Annotated in this window: 18 protein-coding genes and 1 pseudogene; 12 read left to right on the top strand and 7 right to left on the bottom strand. The window is 64.9% G+C overall.

Annotated features, from left to right (window positions below):
• Nucleotides 1-30: 30 nt before the first annotated feature.
• Nucleotides 31-405 carry a winged helix-turn-helix transcriptional regulator gene (locus WHT83_RS08495; RefSeq protein ID WP_406873533.1) on the bottom strand — a complete coding sequence of 125 codons (375 nt, stop codon included), beginning with the start codon at nucleotides 403-405 and terminating at the stop codon, nucleotides 31-33.
• Between the two features lie 112 nt (nucleotides 406-517).
• Between WHT83_RS08495 and WHT83_RS08500 the strand changes: the two genes are divergently transcribed.
• The 3 genes from WHT83_RS08500 to WHT83_RS08510 are packed head-to-tail and all read left to right on the top strand — an operon-like array spanning nucleotide 518 to nucleotide 2,600.
• On the top strand, nucleotides 518-1,585 hold the full coding sequence (locus WHT83_RS08500; RefSeq protein WP_406873534.1) for an LLM class flavin-dependent oxidoreductase: 1,068 nt from the start codon (nucleotides 518-520) through the stop codon (nucleotides 1,583-1,585).
• Nucleotides 1,575-2,222: an NADPH-dependent F420 reductase gene (locus WHT83_RS08505; RefSeq protein ID WP_108609478.1), complete on the top strand. Its 648-nt coding sequence runs from the start codon at nucleotides 1,575-1,577 to the stop codon at nucleotides 2,220-2,222. Before WHT83_RS08500 ends, WHT83_RS08505 begins: the two co-directional genes overlap by 11 nt.
• 51 nt (nucleotides 2,223-2,273) lie before the next feature.
• A complete protein-coding gene (locus WHT83_RS08510) occupies nucleotides 2,274-2,600 on the top strand; it encodes a GNAT family N-acetyltransferase (protein ID WP_406873535.1) in 327 nt (108 codons plus the stop codon).
• Here the strand turns inward: WHT83_RS08510 and WHT83_RS08515 are convergent, their stop codons facing one another.
• The 4 genes from WHT83_RS08515 to WHT83_RS08530 form a co-directional block, all read right to left on the bottom strand.
• A complete protein-coding gene (locus WHT83_RS08515) occupies nucleotides 2,601-3,317 on the bottom strand; it encodes an LrgB family protein (protein ID WP_108609476.1) in 717 nt (238 codons plus the stop codon).
• Nucleotides 3,318-3,321: 4 nt separating this feature from the next.
• A complete protein-coding gene (locus tag WHT83_RS08520; RefSeq protein ID WP_108609475.1) occupies nucleotides 3,322-3,681 on the bottom strand; it encodes a CidA/LrgA family protein in 360 nt (119 codons plus the stop codon).
• 116 nt (nucleotides 3,682-3,797) lie between these two features.
• Nucleotides 3,798-4,076 (bottom strand): GNAT family N-acetyltransferase, encoded by a 279-nt coding sequence (locus WHT83_RS08525; protein ID WP_108609474.1) that lies wholly within the window; start codon nucleotides 4,074-4,076, stop codon nucleotides 3,798-3,800.
• 188 nt (nucleotides 4,077-4,264) lie between these two features.
• Nucleotides 4,265-4,579 carry a hypothetical protein gene (locus tag WHT83_RS08530; protein ID WP_406873536.1) on the bottom strand — a complete coding sequence of 105 codons (315 nt, stop codon included), beginning with the start codon at nucleotides 4,577-4,579 and terminating at the stop codon, nucleotides 4,265-4,267.
• Between the two features lie 129 nt (nucleotides 4,580-4,708).
• On the opposite strand from WHT83_RS08530, the gene WHT83_RS08535 reads away from it, so the two are divergent.
• Nucleotides 4,709-5,353, top strand: a complete 645-nt coding sequence (locus tag WHT83_RS08535; protein ID WP_318762632.1) for a carbonic anhydrase — start codon at nucleotides 4,709-4,711, stop codon at nucleotides 5,351-5,353.
• A 116-nt stretch (nucleotides 5,354-5,469) separates the two neighbouring features.
• Entirely contained in the window at nucleotides 5,470-6,951 is a 1,482-nt protein-coding gene (locus WHT83_RS08540; RefSeq protein WP_406873537.1) for an aldehyde dehydrogenase family protein, read from the top strand.
• Between the two features lie 76 nt (nucleotides 6,952-7,027).
• Here the strand turns inward: WHT83_RS08540 and WHT83_RS08545 are convergent, their stop codons facing one another.
• Nucleotides 7,028-8,782: an ABC transporter ATP-binding protein gene (locus WHT83_RS08545; RefSeq protein WP_406873538.1), complete on the bottom strand. Its 1,755-nt coding sequence runs from the start codon at nucleotides 8,780-8,782 to the stop codon at nucleotides 7,028-7,030.
• 236 nt (nucleotides 8,783-9,018) lie between these two features.
• Here WHT83_RS08545 and WHT83_RS08550 point away from each other — a divergent pair, with 236 nt between their 5' ends.
• The 7 genes and pseudogenes from WHT83_RS08550 (at nucleotide 9,019) to WHT83_RS08580 (ending at nucleotide 16,996) form a co-directional block, all read left to right on the top strand.
• Nucleotides 9,019-10,044: a BMP family protein gene (locus WHT83_RS08550; RefSeq protein WP_318762629.1), complete on the top strand. Its 1,026-nt coding sequence runs from the start codon at nucleotides 9,019-9,021 to the stop codon at nucleotides 10,042-10,044.
• Between the two features lie 171 nt (nucleotides 10,045-10,215).
• A pseudogene (locus WHT83_RS08555) lies at nucleotides 10,216-11,747 on the top strand (ABC transporter ATP-binding protein).
• 234 nt (nucleotides 11,748-11,981) lie between these two features.
• On the top strand, nucleotides 11,982-13,031 hold the full coding sequence (locus WHT83_RS08560) for an ABC transporter permease (protein WP_406873539.1): 1,050 nt from the start codon (nucleotides 11,982-11,984) through the stop codon (nucleotides 13,029-13,031).
• 269 nt (nucleotides 13,032-13,300) lie between these two features.
• Entirely contained in the window at nucleotides 13,301-14,242 is a 942-nt protein-coding gene (locus WHT83_RS08565; RefSeq protein ID WP_406873540.1) for an ABC transporter permease, read from the top strand.
• Entirely contained in the window at nucleotides 14,239-15,531 is a 1,293-nt protein-coding gene (locus tag WHT83_RS08570) for an amidohydrolase family protein (RefSeq protein WP_406873541.1), read from the top strand. Before WHT83_RS08565 ends, WHT83_RS08570 begins: the two co-directional genes overlap by 4 nt.
• Before the next feature lie 175 nt (nucleotides 15,532-15,706).
• Nucleotides 15,707-15,961, top strand: a complete 255-nt coding sequence (locus WHT83_RS08575) for a hypothetical protein (RefSeq protein ID WP_406873542.1) — start codon at nucleotides 15,707-15,709, stop codon at nucleotides 15,959-15,961.
• A 114-nt stretch (nucleotides 15,962-16,075) separates the two neighbouring features.
• A complete protein-coding gene (locus WHT83_RS08580) occupies nucleotides 16,076-16,996 on the top strand; it encodes a DMT family transporter (protein ID WP_108609464.1) in 921 nt (306 codons plus the stop codon).
• Nucleotides 16,997-16,999: 3 nt separating this feature from the next.
• Here the strand turns inward: WHT83_RS08580 and WHT83_RS08585 are convergent, their stop codons facing one another.
• Nucleotides 17,000-17,488, bottom strand: coding sequence for a CAP domain-containing protein (locus tag WHT83_RS08585; protein WP_318762624.1), 489 nt, complete (start codon nucleotides 17,486-17,488; stop codon nucleotides 17,000-17,002).
• Nucleotides 17,489-17,526 lie beyond the last annotated feature (38 nt).

The following is a 17,526-nucleotide window of genomic DNA, read 5'->3' on the forward strand; positions in this document are numbered from 1 at the left end:
CTTGTCGCCGGCCGCACCTGCCGGAACAGGTCAGGCGGCCTTGTCGCGGCCGTCGAACCACAGCTGCGCTTCGGTGATCCGCCTCTCGTTGTCGATCGCCCAGCGCCCGAGCTCTTCGATCGGTCCGCGCAGGGAATGCCCCAATTCGGTGAGTTCGTAGTCGACGCGGGGCGGGTTCGCCGGCGTCACCGTGCGCCGCACCAGCCCGTCGCGTTCCATGCCTTTGAGCGTCAATGTCAGCATGCGCTGCGAGATGGTGCCGATGGCGCGCTTGATCTCGTTGAAGCGGCGCGGGCCGTCGCGCAGGGCCATGACGATGAGCACGCTCCATTTGTCGCCGACGCGGGCGAGAATGTGGCGGACAGGCCTGCAAATCTCCAGCAGGCCGCTCGGTTCAGGTAACATCGATGTGCCTCCTTGCGCCTTTCCGGCCAGTCACAATATTAGGCCAGGTTACAAAAATATACCTACTGACAAGGCGAGCGACAAGGGCGCCGCCGACAAAGGAGCGAAGACCATGGAACTGGGTGTCTACAGCTTTGGCGATGTGCAGGCCGACGCCGCGACCGGCAAGCTCGGCTCGACCGCCGATGCCACGCGCAACCTGCTCGAAGCCATCCAGCTCGCCGACCAGGTGGGGCTGGACTATTTCGGCATTGGCGAGCATCACACCCGCGAAATGCCGGCCTCTGCCGCGACAGTCATCCTGGGCGCGGCCGCCTCCACAACCAGGAACATCAAGCTCGGCAGCGCGGTCACCGTGCTCAGCACCGATGATCCGGTGCGCGTCTACCAGCAGTTTGCCACGCTCGACGCAGTCTCGAATGGCCGCGCTGAAATCACCGCGGGCCGCGGATCGTCGACCGAATCCTTCCCGTTGTTCGGCCACAGCCTGAACGACTATGACGAACTCTATGCCGAAAAGCTCGAGCTGCTGCTCCAGATCAACGAGAGCGAATCGATCACCTGGAGCGGCAAGTTCCGCCCGGCGCTGAACGATGCGCTGGTGGTGCCGCGCCCGGACGCCGGTTCGCTGCCGATCTGGCTCGCCACCGGCGGCAATCCGCATTCGTCGGTGCGTGCCGGCCTGCTCGGCTTGCCGGTCTCCTATGCCATCATCGGCGGGCAGGCCAGCCGCTTTGCGCCCTTGGCCGATCTCTACAGGCGTGCTGCCGCACAGGCCGGCATGGCGCAGGAGAAGATCAAGGTCGCCGTCGCCAGCCCCGGCTTCGTCGGTGAGGATGCGGCACAGGCCAAGGAGTTCTTCTGGACCCACTGGCACCGCGTCATGGAACAGCTCGGCAAGATCCGCGGTTTCGCTCCGCCGCCGCGCGCCCATTTCGACAAGGAGGCCAGCGGTGCCGGCGCCTTGTTTGCCGGTGGACCCGAGGAGATCGCCGAGCGGATCGTGACCCTGCACAAGAGCCTCGGCCACATGAGGCAGTTCTTCCAGACCGATGTCGGCCAGATGCCGCACAGGGAGTTCCTGCGCTCCATCGAACTGCTCGGCACCAAGGTGAAGCCGCTCGTAGATGCCGAACTCGGCACCAGCGAGCCGGCCAAGGAGTTGACCAATGTCGCCTGAGACGTCCGCCATCGGCATTCTCGGCGCCGGCCGTGTCGGCACCGCGCTGGCTCGGCTGGCGCTAGGAGCCGGCTACGAGGTCCGTGTCGCAACGGGTCGGCCGCCCGCCGAGATCGAACTGCTGCTGGAGATCATGGCTCCGGGGGCAAAGGCAGTGACGGCGGAGGCTGCGATCGCCGAAAGCGACATCGTGCTGCTGGCGCTGCCTTTGTCGAAGTATCGCAGCCTGAAGCCCGAGCTTCTGGCCGGCAAGGTGGTGGTCGACATCATGAACTACTGGGCCCCGACCGACGGGACAATCGCCGAGTTCGAGGGCGTGCGGTCGAGCAGCGAGGTTGTCCAGGAGTTCTTGTCGGCAGCGCTGCTGGTGCGTAGCTTCAATCACATGGGCTACCATGAGATCGAGGAGGAGGCGCGTCCGGCCGGTGATCCCGACAGGCGCGCCCTGGCCATCGCCGGAAACGATCCCGCGGCCCGCGGCATCGTCGCAGCGTTTGTCGACCGCCTTGGCTACGATGCCGTCGATGCCGGTACGCTCGCGGCCAGCCGCACTTTCGGAACCGGCACGCCGATCTTCGGCGCCACCTTCGGCCGTTCCGAGATGGAACGGATGCTGTCGGTCGAGCCGGTGGCCTGATCCCGGAGCGGCTTTTGTCCGGGTTCCATGATGTGAAAGCAGAGGAAAGACATGTCTGAAATCGACATCTCCAGGGAAGAACGCGGCCAGCGCCACGGGCGCTACGTCGCCCGCATCGCCGGCGTCGACGGCGAAGCCGAAATCACCTTCACCAAGAGGGGCCCTGGGCTGATCAGCGCCGATCACACCGGCGCGCCCGAGACGATGCGTGGAACCGGTGCCGCCGCGGCCCTGGTGACGTTCCTGGTCGAGGACGCGCGCAAGAACGGGTTCAAGATCCTGCCGCTTTGCCCCTATGTGCGGGCGCAGTATCGCAAGCATCCCGAATGGGCCGACGTCATGACGCTGGCGCCCGGCGAAGAGCCGCCGGCCCGCTGATCACAGCACCAGCCTGACCAGCAGCGGCACGATCAGGGACGTTGCGATGGCGTTCAGCGCCATCGCGATCCCGGCGAACAGTCCCGCAGTCTCATCGACGTCGAAGGCGCGGGCCGTGCCGATCCCGTGCGAGGTCAGCCCGACCGCAAAGCCGCGCGCGGCATAGTCCTTGATCCGCATGGCATTCATCAGCGGTGTCACCACAAGCGCGCCGACGATGCCGGTGAGCACCACCAGGACGGCGGTCAGCGAGGGATTCCCACCCAGCGACGATGAAATCGCCATGGCCACGCCGGCCGTGGCCGATTTGGGCAGGAACGAGACGAGCACATCTTGGGAAAGACCAACCCATTTGCCCATCAGCACGATCGACAGCACCGCGGAGAAGGAGCCGACGACCAGCGCCGCCGCCATCGGGATCAGCGCCTGCCGCACCTTTTGCCACTGGCGGTACAACGGGATGGCGATGGCCACGGTGGCGGGGCCGAGCAGGAAATGGATGAACTGGGCGCCTTCGAAAAACGTCTCGTAGGGCACGTCGAACAGCCACAGCGTCGTCGACAGCACCGCGATGGTGATCAGCACCGGATTGGCCAGTGGGTGGCGCTTCAGGCGCACCGAGATCGTGGTGGCCAATATCCACGCAAACAAGGTCAGGGTGAGCCACAGCAGCGGCGAGGCGGACAGGTAGACCCAGAGTTCGATGGGATGCTTCATGGCGCTATTCCCGTCCGACGAACCGGCGGACGATGACGAACGTCCACACGGTGATGGCAAGGGTCAGAACCGCGGACGCCACCAGCACCATCAGGATCGCACCAGCCTGGCTCTGCAACTGGCTCCAAAGTGCGACGATGCCGACGCCGGCCGGCACGAACAGCAGGCCGAGATTGGCAAGGAAGCCGTCGGCCGCAGTTTCCGCCTCGGCGAACAGCCCGAGGCCGAGCATCTTGCATGCCTGCATCGCCACGAACAGCAGCACCAGGCCAACCACCGGTCCGGGCAGGGGAAGCCCCGTGGTGAAGACGATGCTTTCCCCCAGCAGTTGAAACAGCAGCAGAAGTGCTATGCCCTTGATCATGTGTGGCCTGTCCAGGATGTAGCTCGAAGGTGGAAAGTACGGCTCAGAAGCGCTGCCTCGCATCGACGCTCGAGATTGCTCGAACCTCGGTCCGCAAGGCGGTGGCGTTTGGAAGGTCAACCATCCAGCAGCGCCAGGTATTCCGGGTGGCGGCTGGCATAGGTCGCCATGAAGGGGCATTTGGCGATCGCCCTGCGGCCGCTGGATTTGATGGCTTCGAACACACCCTTGGCAAGCCTGGAGCCGATGCCTTGTCCCGCGAACGCCTGCGGCACCTCGGTGTGGACGAGCACGATGCGGTTGTCCTCGATCCGGTAGTAGGCCGCCGCCACTTCGTCACCCAGTGCAAGTTCGTATCGGCTCATGGCCGGGTTATCGACGACGTGTCCGTCCATGCTCATTTCCAATGCGACAGCTTCTGGCCCGGTCTGTTGTCGGCAGCGAGGCTCTACGGGCATCCTCGACAACGGCGCACGCAAAATCAACCGGCATTGCGCAGCGAGCGCTGCCGGCGATGCGCGGCCACTTAAGTCCTGAGCCCCCGCGGAAGAAGCGTGAGTCGACCTGTCGGGCTGGCGCGCCGTCAGCTGACCGTATTTTCCTTCTTGCTTTCGCAGTCCCGGCCGCTGCCCTGGCCGCTTGGCTGCGGGCAGTTTTCGCCCGAGCATTCCTGGGCTTGTGCGGGTGAGACGGGCGCGGGTCCGACGCCTGTCGCCGCCAGAACGCCGGCAGCAAAAATGATGAAAAGGAGCAGGCGCATTTCACTCTCCTTGCCGTGTTGCAGATAGTGTGCCGCGCTTGTTGTCAGCTGCCGGGTCTCGGCGGGCAGGCGAGAGCCTTGCTTGGGCAAGGCGCTTCTGGTGCGGTTCGAACCGCAGCATAGCTCAACTTCGTTCATGGTAAAGCGCTTGGCTTTTCGTCCCGCGGTTGCGCGGTGCGAGGGCCACTGGTCCAAGACGTCGGAGACTTAGTAGCTGTTGCTCATTTGCATTTGCCGCAACGGCAATTTCCGTTTATGGGCAACTCCATGTCGAATTTGCCTGATACGCTGCTCACCGGTTATCGCAACTTCATGAAGGGCCGTTACGCGGCCGAAACCGAGCATTACAAGTCGCTGGCGCGCGAGGGCCAGTCGCCCGAAACGCTGGTCATCGCCTGTTGCGATTCCCGTGCGGCGCCCGAAACCATATTCGATGCCGGCCCGGGCGAATTGTTCGTGCTGCGCAACGTCGCCAATCTCGTGCCGCCCTATTCGCCGGATGGCGAGTTCCACTCCACTTCGGCGGCGCTCGAATTCGCCGTGCAGGCGCTCAAGGTCAAGAACATCGTCGTCATGGGCCATGGCCGCTGCGGCGGCATCCGCGCGGCCCTCGACCCCAATGCCGCGCCGCTTTCGCCCGGCGATTTCATCGGCAAGTGGATGAGCCTCGTCGGGCCTGCGGCCGAAGTCGTCTCCGGCAACGAGATGATGACCAAGTCCGAGCGGCAGACAGCGCTCGAGCGCATCTCGATCCGCTACTCGATCGCCAATCTGCGCACCTTCCCGTGCGTCCAGATACTCGAGCAGAAGGGCCGGCTGGAAATCTTCGGCGCCTGGTTCGACATCTCGGCGGGCGAGTTGTGGGTCATGGACCGCAACACCGGCGATTTCGAACGCACCGCAATCGCCTGACGTTCGGCTCCTGGCCTCATCGCAATGGCTTGAATGGCGTGGCCACTCCAGCCTAGCCTTGCCGCGTTGACCAGGCCATGGCGCCACGCCTCGGCCGCGCCGGCGAGGAGCACACCATGACCATCGTCCCCATCCGCCAGCCCATCGATGGCCGCCATCGGCCGATGTTCATCGGCGGGTTATGGGTGGAAGCGGCTTCCGGCCAGACCTTCGAGACGCGCAACCCGGCTACCGGCGAGATCATCGCCACAGTGCCGCGCGGCGGCAGGCAGGATATCGAGCGCGCCGTGGCCGCCGCACGCAATGCCTTTGTCGGGCCCTGGAGCCGCTTCAAGCCGCATGAACGGCAGAAGCTGCTGCTGCGCATTGCCGATTTGTTCGAGCGCCATTGGGAGGAGATCTGCACCTCCGACACCACCGACATGGGGCTGCCCATCGCGAGAGCCCGGGGCAACGCCAATCGCGTCCTTGGCATGCTGCGCTATTATGCCGGCATGGCGACCGCCCTGCACGGCGAGACCATCGAGAACTCGTTGCCCGGCGACATCGTTTCGTTCACGCGCAAGGAGCCGGTCGGCGTCGTCGGCGCCATCATCCCGTGGAATGCACCGACCGCTGCTTCGATCTGGAAGATTGGCCCTGCGCTGGCGACGGGCTGTACCGTCGTGCTCAAGCCGTCGGAAGAAGCCCCCCTGACGCCGCTGCTGATCGCCGAGCTGATGGCAGAGGCCGGGGTGCCCGATGGCGTCGTCAATGTGGTCACCGGCACGGGAGCGGAAGCCGGCGCGCCGCTGGCAGAGCATCTGGGCGTCGACAAGATCGTCTTCACCGGCTCCACCCTGACCGGTCAGGGCATCGTCCGGGCTTCAGCCGGCAATCTCAAGCGCGTGTCGCTCGAACTCGGCGGCAAGTCGCCGGTCATCGTCTGCGCCGATGCCGACCTGGAGCGGGCGGTGCCCGTCGCCGCCATGTCGGTCTTTGCCAATTCCGGCCAGATCTGCATCGCCGGCTCGCGCCTGTTCGTCGCGCGTTCGATCCATGACGAGTTCGTCGAGCGTCTTTCCGTCTATGCCGCAAGCTTGCGCATCGGTAACGGCATCGACCCCGAAACCGAAATCGGGCCGCTGATTTCCCAGCGCCAGCTCGAGCGTGTCGAGGGCTACCTGCGTGCCGGCTCCGAGGAGGGCGCTCGGCTCGTCACCGGCGGCACCAGGCTGTCGCAAGGCGCCCTGGCTGCCGGCAATTTCATCGCCCCGACAGTTTTTGCCGGCGTTTCCGACACCATGCGCATCGCGCGCGAGGAGATATTCGGCCCGGTCATTTCGGCCTTGCCTTTCGATACGCTGGACGAGGCGGTCAGACGCGCCAACGACACGCCCTATGGCCTGGCCGCTGGTGTCTTCACGCGCGACCTGGCCACCGCGCACCAGCTGTCGCGCCGGCTGCAGGCCGGTTCGGTGTGGGTCAACACCTATCACGCCATCGACCCCGCGGTGCCCTTCGGCGGCTACAAGATGAGCGGTTACGGCCGCGAGGGCGGTGGCGAGCATCTTGGCGAATATCTCAGCACCAAGGGCGTCTTCATCCGCATCGATTGAGGGCCGCCAGGCCAAATGCACAAGCAAAAAGCCGCGCCTCGGGTGTGCCAAGGCGCGGCTTTCAGGCTCACGGCGATCAGCGCATCAGCTGGAATTCGTAGAGCCGGCGATAGAGCCCGCCAGCTTCCAGAAGATCGGCATGGCCGCCCTGTTCGGTAACCTTGCCGTCCTGCATCACCACGATGTTGTCGGCCTGGTGAACGGTCGACAGCCGGTGTGCGATCGCAATCGTCGTGCGGCCCGCCGACAGCTTTTCCAGTGCCTCGCGGAACAGCGCCTCGGATTCGGCGTCGAGCGCACTGGTGGCTTCGTCCAGCAAAAGCACGTTGGCATCGCGCAGGATGGCGCGCGCGATCGACAGCCGCTGCTTCTGGCCACCCGAAAGCAGGGCGCCGTTCTCGCCGACTTGGGTCGCATAGCCGTTCTTCAGCGCCGTGATGAAGTCGTGCGCGTTGGCGGCCTTGGCGGCTGCGATCACCTCTTCGTCGCTGGCGCCTTCGCGGCCGAGCCGGATGTTGTGCATGATCGTGCCGGTAAACAGGAAGGTATCCTGGCTGACATAGGCGATGCGATCGCGCACCGAATGCAGCGTCGCATGCGAAATGTCCTGCCCGTCGAACAGCACTTGGCCGCTGTCGGGATCGTACATGCGCATGATCAGGTTCATGATCGTCGACTTGCCGCTGCCCGAGGGGCCGACGAGTGCGGTCATCTTGCCCGGGGGGAAGACCAGGTCGAGATCGCGCAGCACCGGCTCGCCGTCGGCATAAGAGAAGCTGAGATCCTTGAGTTCGATCCTGCCGGGGCCGGCCAACAATGCCTCGGCACCAGGCTTTTCGGTAATCGTCAGCGGCCGGTCGGTAAGTTCGAACATCATGCGCACGCCGACAAGGCCGGCCTCGAGCGAAACGCGGAACCGCGCCAGCCGCTTGGCAGGCTCGTAAGCCAACAGCAGTGCCGTGATGAACGACATGATGCTGCCCGGGGTCTGGCCGCCCTGGACGACGAGGTAGCCGCTGACCAGCACCACGCCGGCGATGGCGAGTCCGGCCAGCGTTTCCATGATCGGGCTGGTGCCGGCTTCGAGCGCGGCAATGGTGTTGGCGCGCTGCTCGACGTCGGAGACTGCACGGTGCATGCGGCTGCGCATCAGGGATTCGAGATTGAAGGATTTGACGATGCGCACACCGACCGTCGTCTCCTGCATCACCTGCACGATCTGCGCCAGCGACATGAACTCCGCCTCCATGATCTTGCGCACCCGGCGCAGGATCTGGTTGACGCCGAAGATGGCGATCGGGCCGACGATGAAGGCGACCAGCGACAGGACCGGCTGCTGGTAGACCATCACAGCAACCAGGCCGAGCAGCGAAAACAGGTCGCGCACGAAGGAGGTGACGATGACGTCGAGCACCGCACGTGCTGCCTGCGCATTGTGGGTGACGCGGGTGATCAGGTCCGACGACGGGATCGAATGGTAAAAGGAGATGCCTTGCGCCAGGATGCGATCGTAGATCTTGCGCTGGCGGTCGGCGATGATGCTGTTGCCGACACGGCTCAGGAAGAAGGCCTGGACGAACGTCGCCACGCCCTTGAGGATGAATATCCCCGCCACCATCGCCGCGATCATGTAGACGCGGTTGATGTCCTTGCCGATGACGAACTCGTTGGTGATGTCCTGCATGATCCAGGCGCTGGCCGCGGTCATGCCGGCCACCACGAGCATGGCGGCGATTGCGATACCGTAGCCAAGGGCATGCTGGCGGAAGGATTCGCGCAGCAATCGAAAGATCAGGCGGTGATTCTGCGTCGGACGAAAAAATCCAAACAAATCAATGGGTCCCTTGAGGCGCGGCCCCCCGTGCGGGCCTATATAAAGCACCTGCGGGCGAAGGGAAACGGGAGATGTGCTGCCAATGCAAGGACCTGCCGTGGCAGTGCGCAAGGAGACGGTGGACAGCAGGCTGCCTGCGGATTGCCGGCATTCCGGATTTCGCATACCGTTGACCAAACGATAAAAAACGCGCCTTCGCCAAAGAAGACCAAAACCAGCCAGAGGTGGAAAGAATGCCAAGAAATTCAAACGATTTCGGCTTGTCTCGGCGTACGCTGATCAAGGCTGCGGGTGCCTCCGCCGCCGTGGCGGCGGTGGGGCTGCCGGTGCGGCTTTTCGCGGCCGACCCGATCAAGGTCGCAGCCGTCTACACGGTTCCGGTCGAGCAGCAGTGGGTCAGCCGCATCCACAAGGCGGCCAACGCCGCCAAGGACCGCGGCGACATCGAATATGTCTATTCGGAAAACACCGCCAACAACGACTATGAGCGTGTCATGCGCGAATATGCCGAGGCCGGCCACAAGCTCATCCTCGGCGAGGTCTTCGGCGTCGAGGATGCCGCACGCGCCGTCGCCAAGGACTATCCCGACGTCGCCTTCTTGATGGGCTCCAGCTTCAAGCCCGACGCCGCCGTGCCGAATTTCTCGGTCTTCGACAACTACATCCAGGACGCGTCCTACCTCTCCGGCCTTGTCGCCGGCGCGATGACCAAGTCGAAGAATATAGGCATGGTCGGCGGCTACCCGATCCCCGAGGTCAACCGCCTGATGAACGCCTTCATGGCCGGCGTGAAGGAAGTGGCCCCCGACACCAAGTTCCAGGTCGCTTTCATCGGCTCGTGGTTCGATCCGCCCAAGGCCAAGGAAACCGCCTTCGCCCAGATCGACGGCGGCGCCGACCTGCTCTACGCCGAGCGTTTCGGCGTCTCTGATGCCGCCAAGGAAAAGAAGGTGCTGGCCATCGGCAACGTCATCGATACCCAGGCCGACTATCCCGAAACCGTCGTCGCCTCTGCGCTGTGGCACTTTGAGCCGACGCTCGACAAGGCGATTGCGGAAGTGAAGGCCGGCACCTTCAAGGCCGACGACTACGGCGTCTATTCCTTCATGAAGAACGGCGGCTCGTCGCTGGCTCCGCTCGGCACCTTCGAGGGCAAGGTGCCCGACGAGATCAAGGCCAAGGTTGCCGAGAAGGAAAAGGCGATCAAGGACGGCTCGTTCACCGTCGAGATCAACGACGCCGAGCCCAAGTCGAGCTAGCGCTTTCCACCTCTCCCCTTGTGGGAGAGGTCGGATTGCCCCGCAGCGGCAAGGTTGGCAATGGTGAGGGGTATTCCAAGTTGGAACACCCCTCATCCGATCTCGCTCCGCTCGGCCACCATCTCCTACAGGGGGAGAAGGGGTCGCCCAATCGCCCCGCCCGGATAGAGAATGTCGCCCAACGCCTCAGAACCCGTCCTTAGCCTCTCCGGCATCACCAAGCGGTTCGGCCCGCTCGTCGCCAACGACGCCATTTCCTTCGAGCTGAAGCGTGGCGAAGTGATCGCGCTGCTCGGCGAAAACGGCGCCGGCAAGACGACGCTGATGAACATCCTCTTCGGCCACTACGTCGCCGACGAGGGCACGGTCGAGGCCTTCGGCAAGCCGTTGCCGCCGGGCGATCCGCACGCAGCACTCGATGCCGGCATCGGCATGGTGCACCAGCATTTCACGCTCGCCGACAACATGACGGTGCTGGAAAACATCGCCCTCGGCACTCAGAGCCTGTGGCGTCCGCGCCTCGACCGGGCCGCCGCGCGCAACCGCATAGGACAGCTTTCCACCGATTTCGGCCTGGCGGTCGACCCCACTGCAACCGTCTCGACCCTTTCCGTTGGCGAGCGCCAGCGTGTCGAGATCCTGAAGGCGCTCTACCGCGAGGCCCGCATCCTGATCCTCGACGAGCCGACGGCGGTGCTGACCCCAGCCGAGACCGATGCGCTGTTCCGCACGCTGAAGCTGCTTGTCGCCAAGGGCCTGTCGATCATCTTCATTTCCCACAAGCTGCATGAGGTCATGGCCGTCAGCGACCGCGTGCTGGTGCTGCGCTCGGGCCGGCTCGCCGGCGAACGCGAAACCAAGGCGACCGATCGCAAGGAACTGGCGGCCCTGATGGTCGGCCAGGAAGTCAAGCCGGCGGAGGTCAGCCCGGTCCAGGTCGGCGCGCCGCTGCTGGTGCTCGACCGTGTCTCCACCGCCCGCCACAATGGCGCCGGCCTCGACGAGGTGTCGCTGACCCTGAGCGCCGGCGAGATCACCGGCCTGGCCGGCGTTTCCGGCAACGGCCAGGCGGCCCTTGCCGCTCTCATCGCCGGCACAAGGCGCCCCACAGGCGGCGGCATTTCCATTGCCGGCCAACCGATCGGCGACTGGTCGCCACAGGCAGCGCTCGGCCATGGCGTTGCCCGCATCCCGGAAGACCGCCACGCCGTCGGCACCATCGGCGACATGAGCGTCACCGAGAACGTCATCGCCGAGCGCTATGGCAGTCCGCGCTTCAGCCGCATGGGCTTCCTCGACTGGAAGGCGGCACGAAGCTTCGCCGAGGAAATCATCGCCGACTACGACGTCAAATGCCCGTCGCCCGAGGCGCGCATCCGGCTGCTTTCGGGCGGCAACATGCAGAAGCTCATCCTCGGCCGCGCGCTTGATCCCGAGCCGGCGGTCATCCTCGCCAGCCAGCCGACGCGCGGCCTCGATGTCGGCGCGGTCGCCTATGTCCATCGCATGCTGCTTGCCGCGCGCGAGCGGGGGCAGCGGTCCTGCTGATCTCGGAGGACCTGGAGGAAATCCTGGCGTTGTCGGACCGCATCGTCGTGATGTCCAAGGGGCGGCTTTCGAGCCCGTCGGCGCGCGGCGAGCGCAGCATTCGCGAACTAGGGGAACTGATGGCAGGTCACGGCGAAGAGGGGCAGGCGGCGTGAGCAACGAGTGCACCTTTGCTCGGGCCGCGCTCGACGTTGCCCCCCTCTGTCCTGCCGGACATTTCCCTCACAAGGGAGGAGATTGGCCGGCCGCGCCGGTTTCGCCAATCTGCGGAGTTGCAGAAAGGCGTCAGCCGGAGCCACTGCTGATCTCTCCCCTTGTGGGGGAGATGTCCGGCAGGACAGAGGGGGGCGCTGTCCCGCAGCCATCTCAAGCCGGGGGAAGGCAACATCATGCGGCTTGAGCCGAAACCCGCGCCGTCGCTGGCGCTCACCCTGCTGTTCCCGATCGCGGCGATTGTTGCCACGCTGCTCATCACATCGCTGCTGGTGCTCGCGGCCGGGGCTTCGCCGCTGTCGGTGTTTTACCTCGTCGCCAAAGGTGCCGCTGGCTCGCAATTCGCCCTGCTAGAGACGCTGACGCGCGCGACGCCGCTGATCTTCACCGGCTTGGCGGTTGCCGTCGCCTTCCGCGCCAAGCTCTGGAACATCGGTGCCGAGGCCCAGCTTTATGTCGGCGGCATCGTCACCGTGGTGCTCGGCACCGGCGCCCTGCCGCTGCCATCGATCGTTCTCGTCCCTATCATCATGCTGGCGGTGATGCTCGCCGGAGGGTTGCTGCTTCTCGGTCCGGCGATCCTGAAGACCCGCTTCGGCGTCGACGAGGTCGTCACCACCCTCCTGCTCAATTTCATCGTGCTGCTGTTCGTCTCGATGCTGCTCGAAGGCGTGCTCAAGGACCCGATGGGCCTCGGCTGGCCGCAGTCGCAGAAGGTCATCGCCGAGGCGCAACTGCCGCGCATCATCCAGGGCAAGCGCCTTCACTACGGCTTCGTCGTCGCCATCGTCTCGGCCATTGTCGTCTGGGTCATCATGAAGAAGACCGTGCTCGGCTACGAAATGCGCGCCGTCGGCCACAACCCCGAGGGTGCGCGTTTCGTCGGCATTCCGGTCAACCGCGTGCTGATGAAGACAGCGCTTCTGTCGGGCGGGCTGGCGGCACTGGCAGGTTTCTCCGAGGTCTCGGGCCTCAAGGGCAACCTGACGCTCGACCTGTCGCCGGGCTACGGCTATTCGGGCATCGTCGTCGCCATGTTGGCGATGCTGAATCCGCTCGGCGTCATCGCCTCGGCCATCTTCGTCGCCGGCATCTTCGTCGGCGCCGACGCCATGAGCCGCGTCGCCAAGGTACCGAGCTACATCGCCGACGTCATGGTCGCGACGTCGCTTCTGACTATGGTGGTGGCGATACTCCTGACGCGGTTCCGGGTGAGGTGGAGGTGATGGCTGTGATCCTTCGCGCCCCCCTCTGGCCTGCCGGCCATCCCCCCTCAAGGGGGGAGATCAGTCGCGTCGACGCCGCACCAATTCCTGCCGCGTCGCAATGCGCTTTGGCAGACATGGCGAAACCTTTCTGCCGCCGACGATTGGGCGAGGCGCTGGTCACAGCTTGATCTCCCCCTTGAGGGGGAGATGGCCGGCAGGCCAGAGGGGGGCAACGTAGGGCGCCCACATCGGTTGATGCAGGCAGTATCGAGGCGGAGAGCCCTCTGATGGACGCGTTTGAAATCCTCTTCACCGCCTCCTTCTGGGTCGCTGCCATCCGCATCGCCTCGCCGCTGATCTTCGCCACCATGGGCGAACTGATCTGCGAGCGTGCCGGCGTGCTCAACCTGGGCATCGAGGGCATCATGACCGCCGGCGCCTTTGCCGGCTGGTTCACTGTCTATGCCGGCGGCGACCTGTGGACGGGGGTGCTCGTGGCTGCCCTTGCCGGCGCGATGTTCGGCCTGCTGCATGCGACGCTGACCGTGCCGCTCGGCTTGTCGCAGCATGTCGTCGGCATCGGCATCACGCTGCTTGCCACCAGCCTGACCTATTTCATCTATCGCCTGGCGCTGCCCGAGGTGACCTCGCCGCCCAAGATCGAGCCATTCCAGCCGCTGCCGATCCCCGGCCTGTCTGATATCCCGGTGCTTGGCGAAGCACTGTTTTCGCAGACGCCGCTGACCTATCTTGCCTTCCTCACCGTCGCAGTCGTCGCCTGGGTGCTCTACCGCACGCCCGTCGGCCTTGCCGTCCGCGCCGCCGGCGAGAACCCGTCGGCCGTCGAGGCGCAGGGCATCTCCGTCACCGCCATCCGCATCGGCGCCGTCATGGTCGGCAGCGCGCTGATGGCCGTCGGCGGCGCCTTCCTCACCATGTCGGCGTTCAACTCGTTCTTCTTCGAGATGATCAACGGCCGCGGTTGGATCTGCATTGCGCTGGTGGTGTTCGGCTCGTGGCGGCCGGGCAAGGCCCTGATCGGCGCCATCCTGTTTGCCGCGTTCGACGCCTACCAGGTTCGCCTGCAGCAGATGTCGGGCGGCATCGTGCCCTACCAGGTGTTCCTGATGATGCCCTATGCGCTGTCCATCCTGGCCCTGATCCTGGTGGCGCGCCGCGCTACCTATCCCAAGGCGCTGATGATTCCGTACCAGAAAGGCGAAAGATGAGCTTCGACCTGATCGTCAAGGGCGGCACGCTGCCCGATGGAACCGTTGCCGACATCGGCATCAAGGGCGACCGCATCGCCGCGATCGAACCGCGCATCGACGCTGAGGCGGGCCGTGTCGTCGATGCCTCCGGCAACCTCGTCTCGCAGCCCTTTGTCGACCCGCATTTCCATATGGATGCGACGCTGTCCTACGGCCTGCCGCGCATTAATGCCTCGGGTACTCTGCTCGAAGGCATTTCGCTGTGGGGCGAGCTCAAGCCGCTGCTCACCCACGAGGCGGTGAAGGAGCGCGCGCTTGCTTATTGCGACTGGGCCGTGTCGATGGGCCTGCTCGCCATCCGCACCCATGTCGACACCTGCGATGATCGGCTGCTTGCCGTCGAGGCCCTGCTCGAGGTCAAGAAAGAGATCGCGCCCTACATCGACCTGCAGCTTGTCGCCTTCCCGCAGGATGGGCTCTATCGCTCGCCGACGGCCCGCGAAAACACCATCCGCGCCCTCGACATGGGCGTCGATGTCGTTGGCGGCATTCCGCATTTCGAGCGTACCATGGCCGACGGCACGCGCTCGGTCACCGAACTCTGCGAAATCGCGGCGACACGAGGCCTGATGGTCGACCTGCATTGCGACGAAACCGACGATCCGCTGTCGCGCCACATCGAGCAACTGGCCTACGAGGCCCAGCGCCTCGGCCTGCAGGGCAGGGTGGCCGGTTCGCATCTGACGTCGATGCACTCGATGGACAATTATTACGTCTCGAAGCTGTTGCCGCTCATCGCCGAAGCCAGCGTGTCGGCGATCCCCAACCCGCTGATCAACATCATGCTGCAGGGCCGCCACGACACCTATCCCAAGCGCCGCGGCATGACCCGCGTCCCCGAAATGCTCAAGGCCGGCATCCGCGTCGGCTGGGGCCAGGATTGCGTGCTCGACCCGTGGTATTCGCTCGGCACCGCCGACATGCTCGATGTCGCCTTCATGGGCCTGCATGTCGCCCAGATGTCGTCGCCCGCCGATATGCGCCGCTGCTTCGACATGGTGACCAGGGTCAATGCCGAGATCATGGGGCTCGACCATCTCGGCCTCGTGGTCGGCAAGACGGCGAGCCTCGTCGTGCTCGACGCCGGCAATCCGATCGAGGCGGTGCGCCTGCGCGCCGAGCGGCTGTGCGTCGTCGCCAAGGGCAAGGTCGTGGCCGAGCGCCCGAAGCGCGATACGTCACTTTCGATCAAGGGCCGTCCGGCGAGCATCAACCGCCGCCACGTCGTGCCGCCGCAAGCAAATTGACAGGTGCTTTTCCAGCTTGGGTTCCTCGCCCCACTAAGTGGGGAGAGGTGGCGAGGCAAAGCCGAGCCGGAGAGGGGTAATGCCGACAGCAGGCGAATAGGCCACCTCTTCCCGAACCCCGGCGGAACGAATAAAGTCTCCGTCCGGAATCAAGTTTTGAATGCGAGGCGCAGCCATGAAGTTCAGGACCGTCTTGTTGCTTCTCACGGCCGCCGTTGTTGCCGGCTGTGTGTCTTCCGAAGAGCAGCGCGCCCGTGACGAGGAAAAGTGCCGTTCCTACGGCTTCACCAAGCGCAATGACGCCTTCGCCGAATGCCTGCAACGCATCGAACTCGACCGTCGCGCCGAGTTCCGCCGTCGCAGCGAGTTCGATGACTGGGATCGACCGTTCGTCGTCTATCGCCCGATCGTCGTCGCGCCCAGGCCGTGATCGCTGGCGCTGCGACGCAGCAACGCATGGTCCAGGGCACTTAGCTCTCGCAAAGATGGCGTTGCGGGCCTAGATAGGCGCGATCCGGGCCCGTTGCCCGCGGACGCTGACACCATGACATTTCGACAAGCCATAGCCCTGCCCAAGGGGAACCTCGTTCTCGCGGGCGTCCTGCTGATGCTGCTGGGCGACTTCATGTTCGCCCTCAACGATGCCATGGGCAAATGGCTGGTCACCAGCTTCTCCGTCGGCCAGGTGCTTTTCATCCGCTCGGTCGGCGCCTTCATCATCCTCGGCCCGATGATCGCCAAGCAAGGCGTAGCCCCTCTGACAAGGGTCGAGCGCCCGGGCCTGCAGGTGCTTCGCGTCGTGCTCGCCACGGCCGATACGGGCTTTTTCTATGCCGCCGTCGCCTACCTGCCGCTGGCCGACGTCATGACCTTCTACATGGCCGGCCCGATCTACATCGCCGCCCTTTCGCACTTCTTCCTTGGCGAAAAGGTCGGCTGGCGCCGGTGGATCGCCATCGTGCTCGGCTTCTGCGGCGTGGTCATTGCGCTGCGTCCGTCGACAGCCTCGCTGTCCTGGCCGTCGCTGTTCGCCATCGTCGGCAGCCTGTCCTTCTCCGTCACGCTGATCCTCAGCCGCAAGCTGCGCGCCACCAACGACACCACGCTCGTTACCTGGCAGACGGTGGGCGCGCTTATTGTCGGCGGTGTGCTGGCGGTCGCCGACTGGCGCGCGCCAAGTGCGCTCGACTGGTCGGCCATGCTGCTGCTCGGCGTCGTCTCATGCGCGGCGCACCTGATGATCACGCGCGCGCTCAAGCTTGCGCCCGCCTCGCTGCTGGCGCCGCTGCAATACACGCTGCTTCTGTGGGCAATTGTCATGGGCATCGCCTTCTTCGGCGATTACCCCGATGCTCAGGGCCTCATCGGCTCGGCGATCATCGTCGTTGCCGGCCTGTTCATCTTCCACCGCCAGAAGGTGGTGGACAAGGCCGAGCCCGAGACGGTGCCGACCAGCGTGCACTGAGGGTTATTTGCCCAGCACCAGCGCCCAGTAGCGCTTGTCGCTGCCCTTGGCCTCGCGCACATAGGCGAGGCCGAACTTGCTGAAGCGCGGGTCGAGCATGTTGCGGCGATGGCCGGCCGAATTCATCCACATCGAAAACAGCTTGGCCGGCTCCATGCCGCCATGGGCGATGTTTTCGGCTGCAGCACCTGCAACGCTGTTGTCGTTCATGCGGGCGGCGAAATCCTTGCCCCAGCCGGTGGTGTGCTCCATCTTGCCGCTTCGCGCCATGTAGCCCGCCTGCTGCAGTGCTGCGCGCTCCAGCGTCGAGTCGGGGCGCAGCGGCGGCAGGCCGTGCTCGGAGCGGATGGTCTGGAGATAGGCTATGCCTGTCGTCGACGCGCCGGCACCGTCACCGGCCATGTTCGAACCGGTCTGGCAGGCGGCCAGGAAAAGCAGTCCGCCCATCGCCGTTGCGCGCAATGCCGCGCGCGCCATCTGTTTCGCCATCATCAGGTCCTTGTCTCGTGCCCGTCCTTGCGAGCCTTGAT

Origin of the sequence: Aminobacter sp. P9b (assembly GCF_045345995.1) — a bacterium.
GTDB classification, from domain to species: domain Bacteria; phylum Pseudomonadota; class Alphaproteobacteria; order Rhizobiales; family Rhizobiaceae; genus Aminobacter; species Aminobacter niigataensis.

Coding starts and splice junctions, on each gene's coding strand:
- WHT83_RS08495 (WP_406873533.1), bottom strand. CDS start 405: ATGTTACCTGAACCGAGCGGCCTGCTGGAGATTTGCAGGCCTGTCCGC.
- WHT83_RS08500 (WP_406873534.1), top strand. CDS start 518: ATGGAACTGGGTGTCTACAGCTTTGGCGATGTGCAGGCCGACGCCGCG.
- WHT83_RS08505 (WP_108609478.1), top strand. CDS start 1,575: ATGTCGCCTGAGACGTCCGCCATCGGCATTCTCGGCGCCGGCCGTGTC.
- WHT83_RS08510 (WP_406873535.1), top strand. CDS start 2,274: ATGTCTGAAATCGACATCTCCAGGGAAGAACGCGGCCAGCGCCACGGG.
- WHT83_RS08515 (WP_108609476.1), bottom strand. CDS start 3,317: ATGAAGCATCCCATCGAACTCTGGGTCTACCTGTCCGCCTCGCCGCTG.
- WHT83_RS08520 (WP_108609475.1), bottom strand. CDS start 3,681: ATGATCAAGGGCATAGCACTTCTGCTGCTGTTTCAACTGCTGGGGGAA.
- WHT83_RS08525 (WP_108609474.1), bottom strand. CDS start 4,076: ATGGACGGACACGTCGTCGATAACCCGGCCATGAGCCGATACGAACTT.
- WHT83_RS08530 (WP_406873536.1), bottom strand. CDS start 4,579: ATGAACGAAGTTGAGCTATGCTGCGGTTCGAACCGCACCAGAAGCGCC.
- WHT83_RS08535 (WP_318762632.1), top strand. CDS start 4,709: ATGTCGAATTTGCCTGATACGCTGCTCACCGGTTATCGCAACTTCATG.
- WHT83_RS08540 (WP_406873537.1), top strand. CDS start 5,470: ATGACCATCGTCCCCATCCGCCAGCCCATCGATGGCCGCCATCGGCCG.
- WHT83_RS08550 (WP_318762629.1), top strand. CDS start 9,019: ATGCCAAGAAATTCAAACGATTTCGGCTTGTCTCGGCGTACGCTGATC.
- WHT83_RS08560 (WP_406873539.1), top strand. CDS start 11,982: ATGCGGCTTGAGCCGAAACCCGCGCCGTCGCTGGCGCTCACCCTGCTG.
- WHT83_RS08565 (WP_406873540.1), top strand. CDS start 13,301: ATGGACGCGTTTGAAATCCTCTTCACCGCCTCCTTCTGGGTCGCTGCC.
- WHT83_RS08570 (WP_406873541.1), top strand. CDS start 14,239: ATGAGCTTCGACCTGATCGTCAAGGGCGGCACGCTGCCCGATGGAACC.
- WHT83_RS08575 (WP_406873542.1), top strand. CDS start 15,707: ATGAAGTTCAGGACCGTCTTGTTGCTTCTCACGGCCGCCGTTGTTGCC.
- WHT83_RS08580 (WP_108609464.1), top strand. CDS start 16,076: ATGACATTTCGACAAGCCATAGCCCTGCCCAAGGGGAACCTCGTTCTC.
- WHT83_RS08585 (WP_318762624.1), bottom strand. CDS start 17,488: ATGATGGCGAAACAGATGGCGCGCGCGGCATTGCGCGCAACGGCGATG.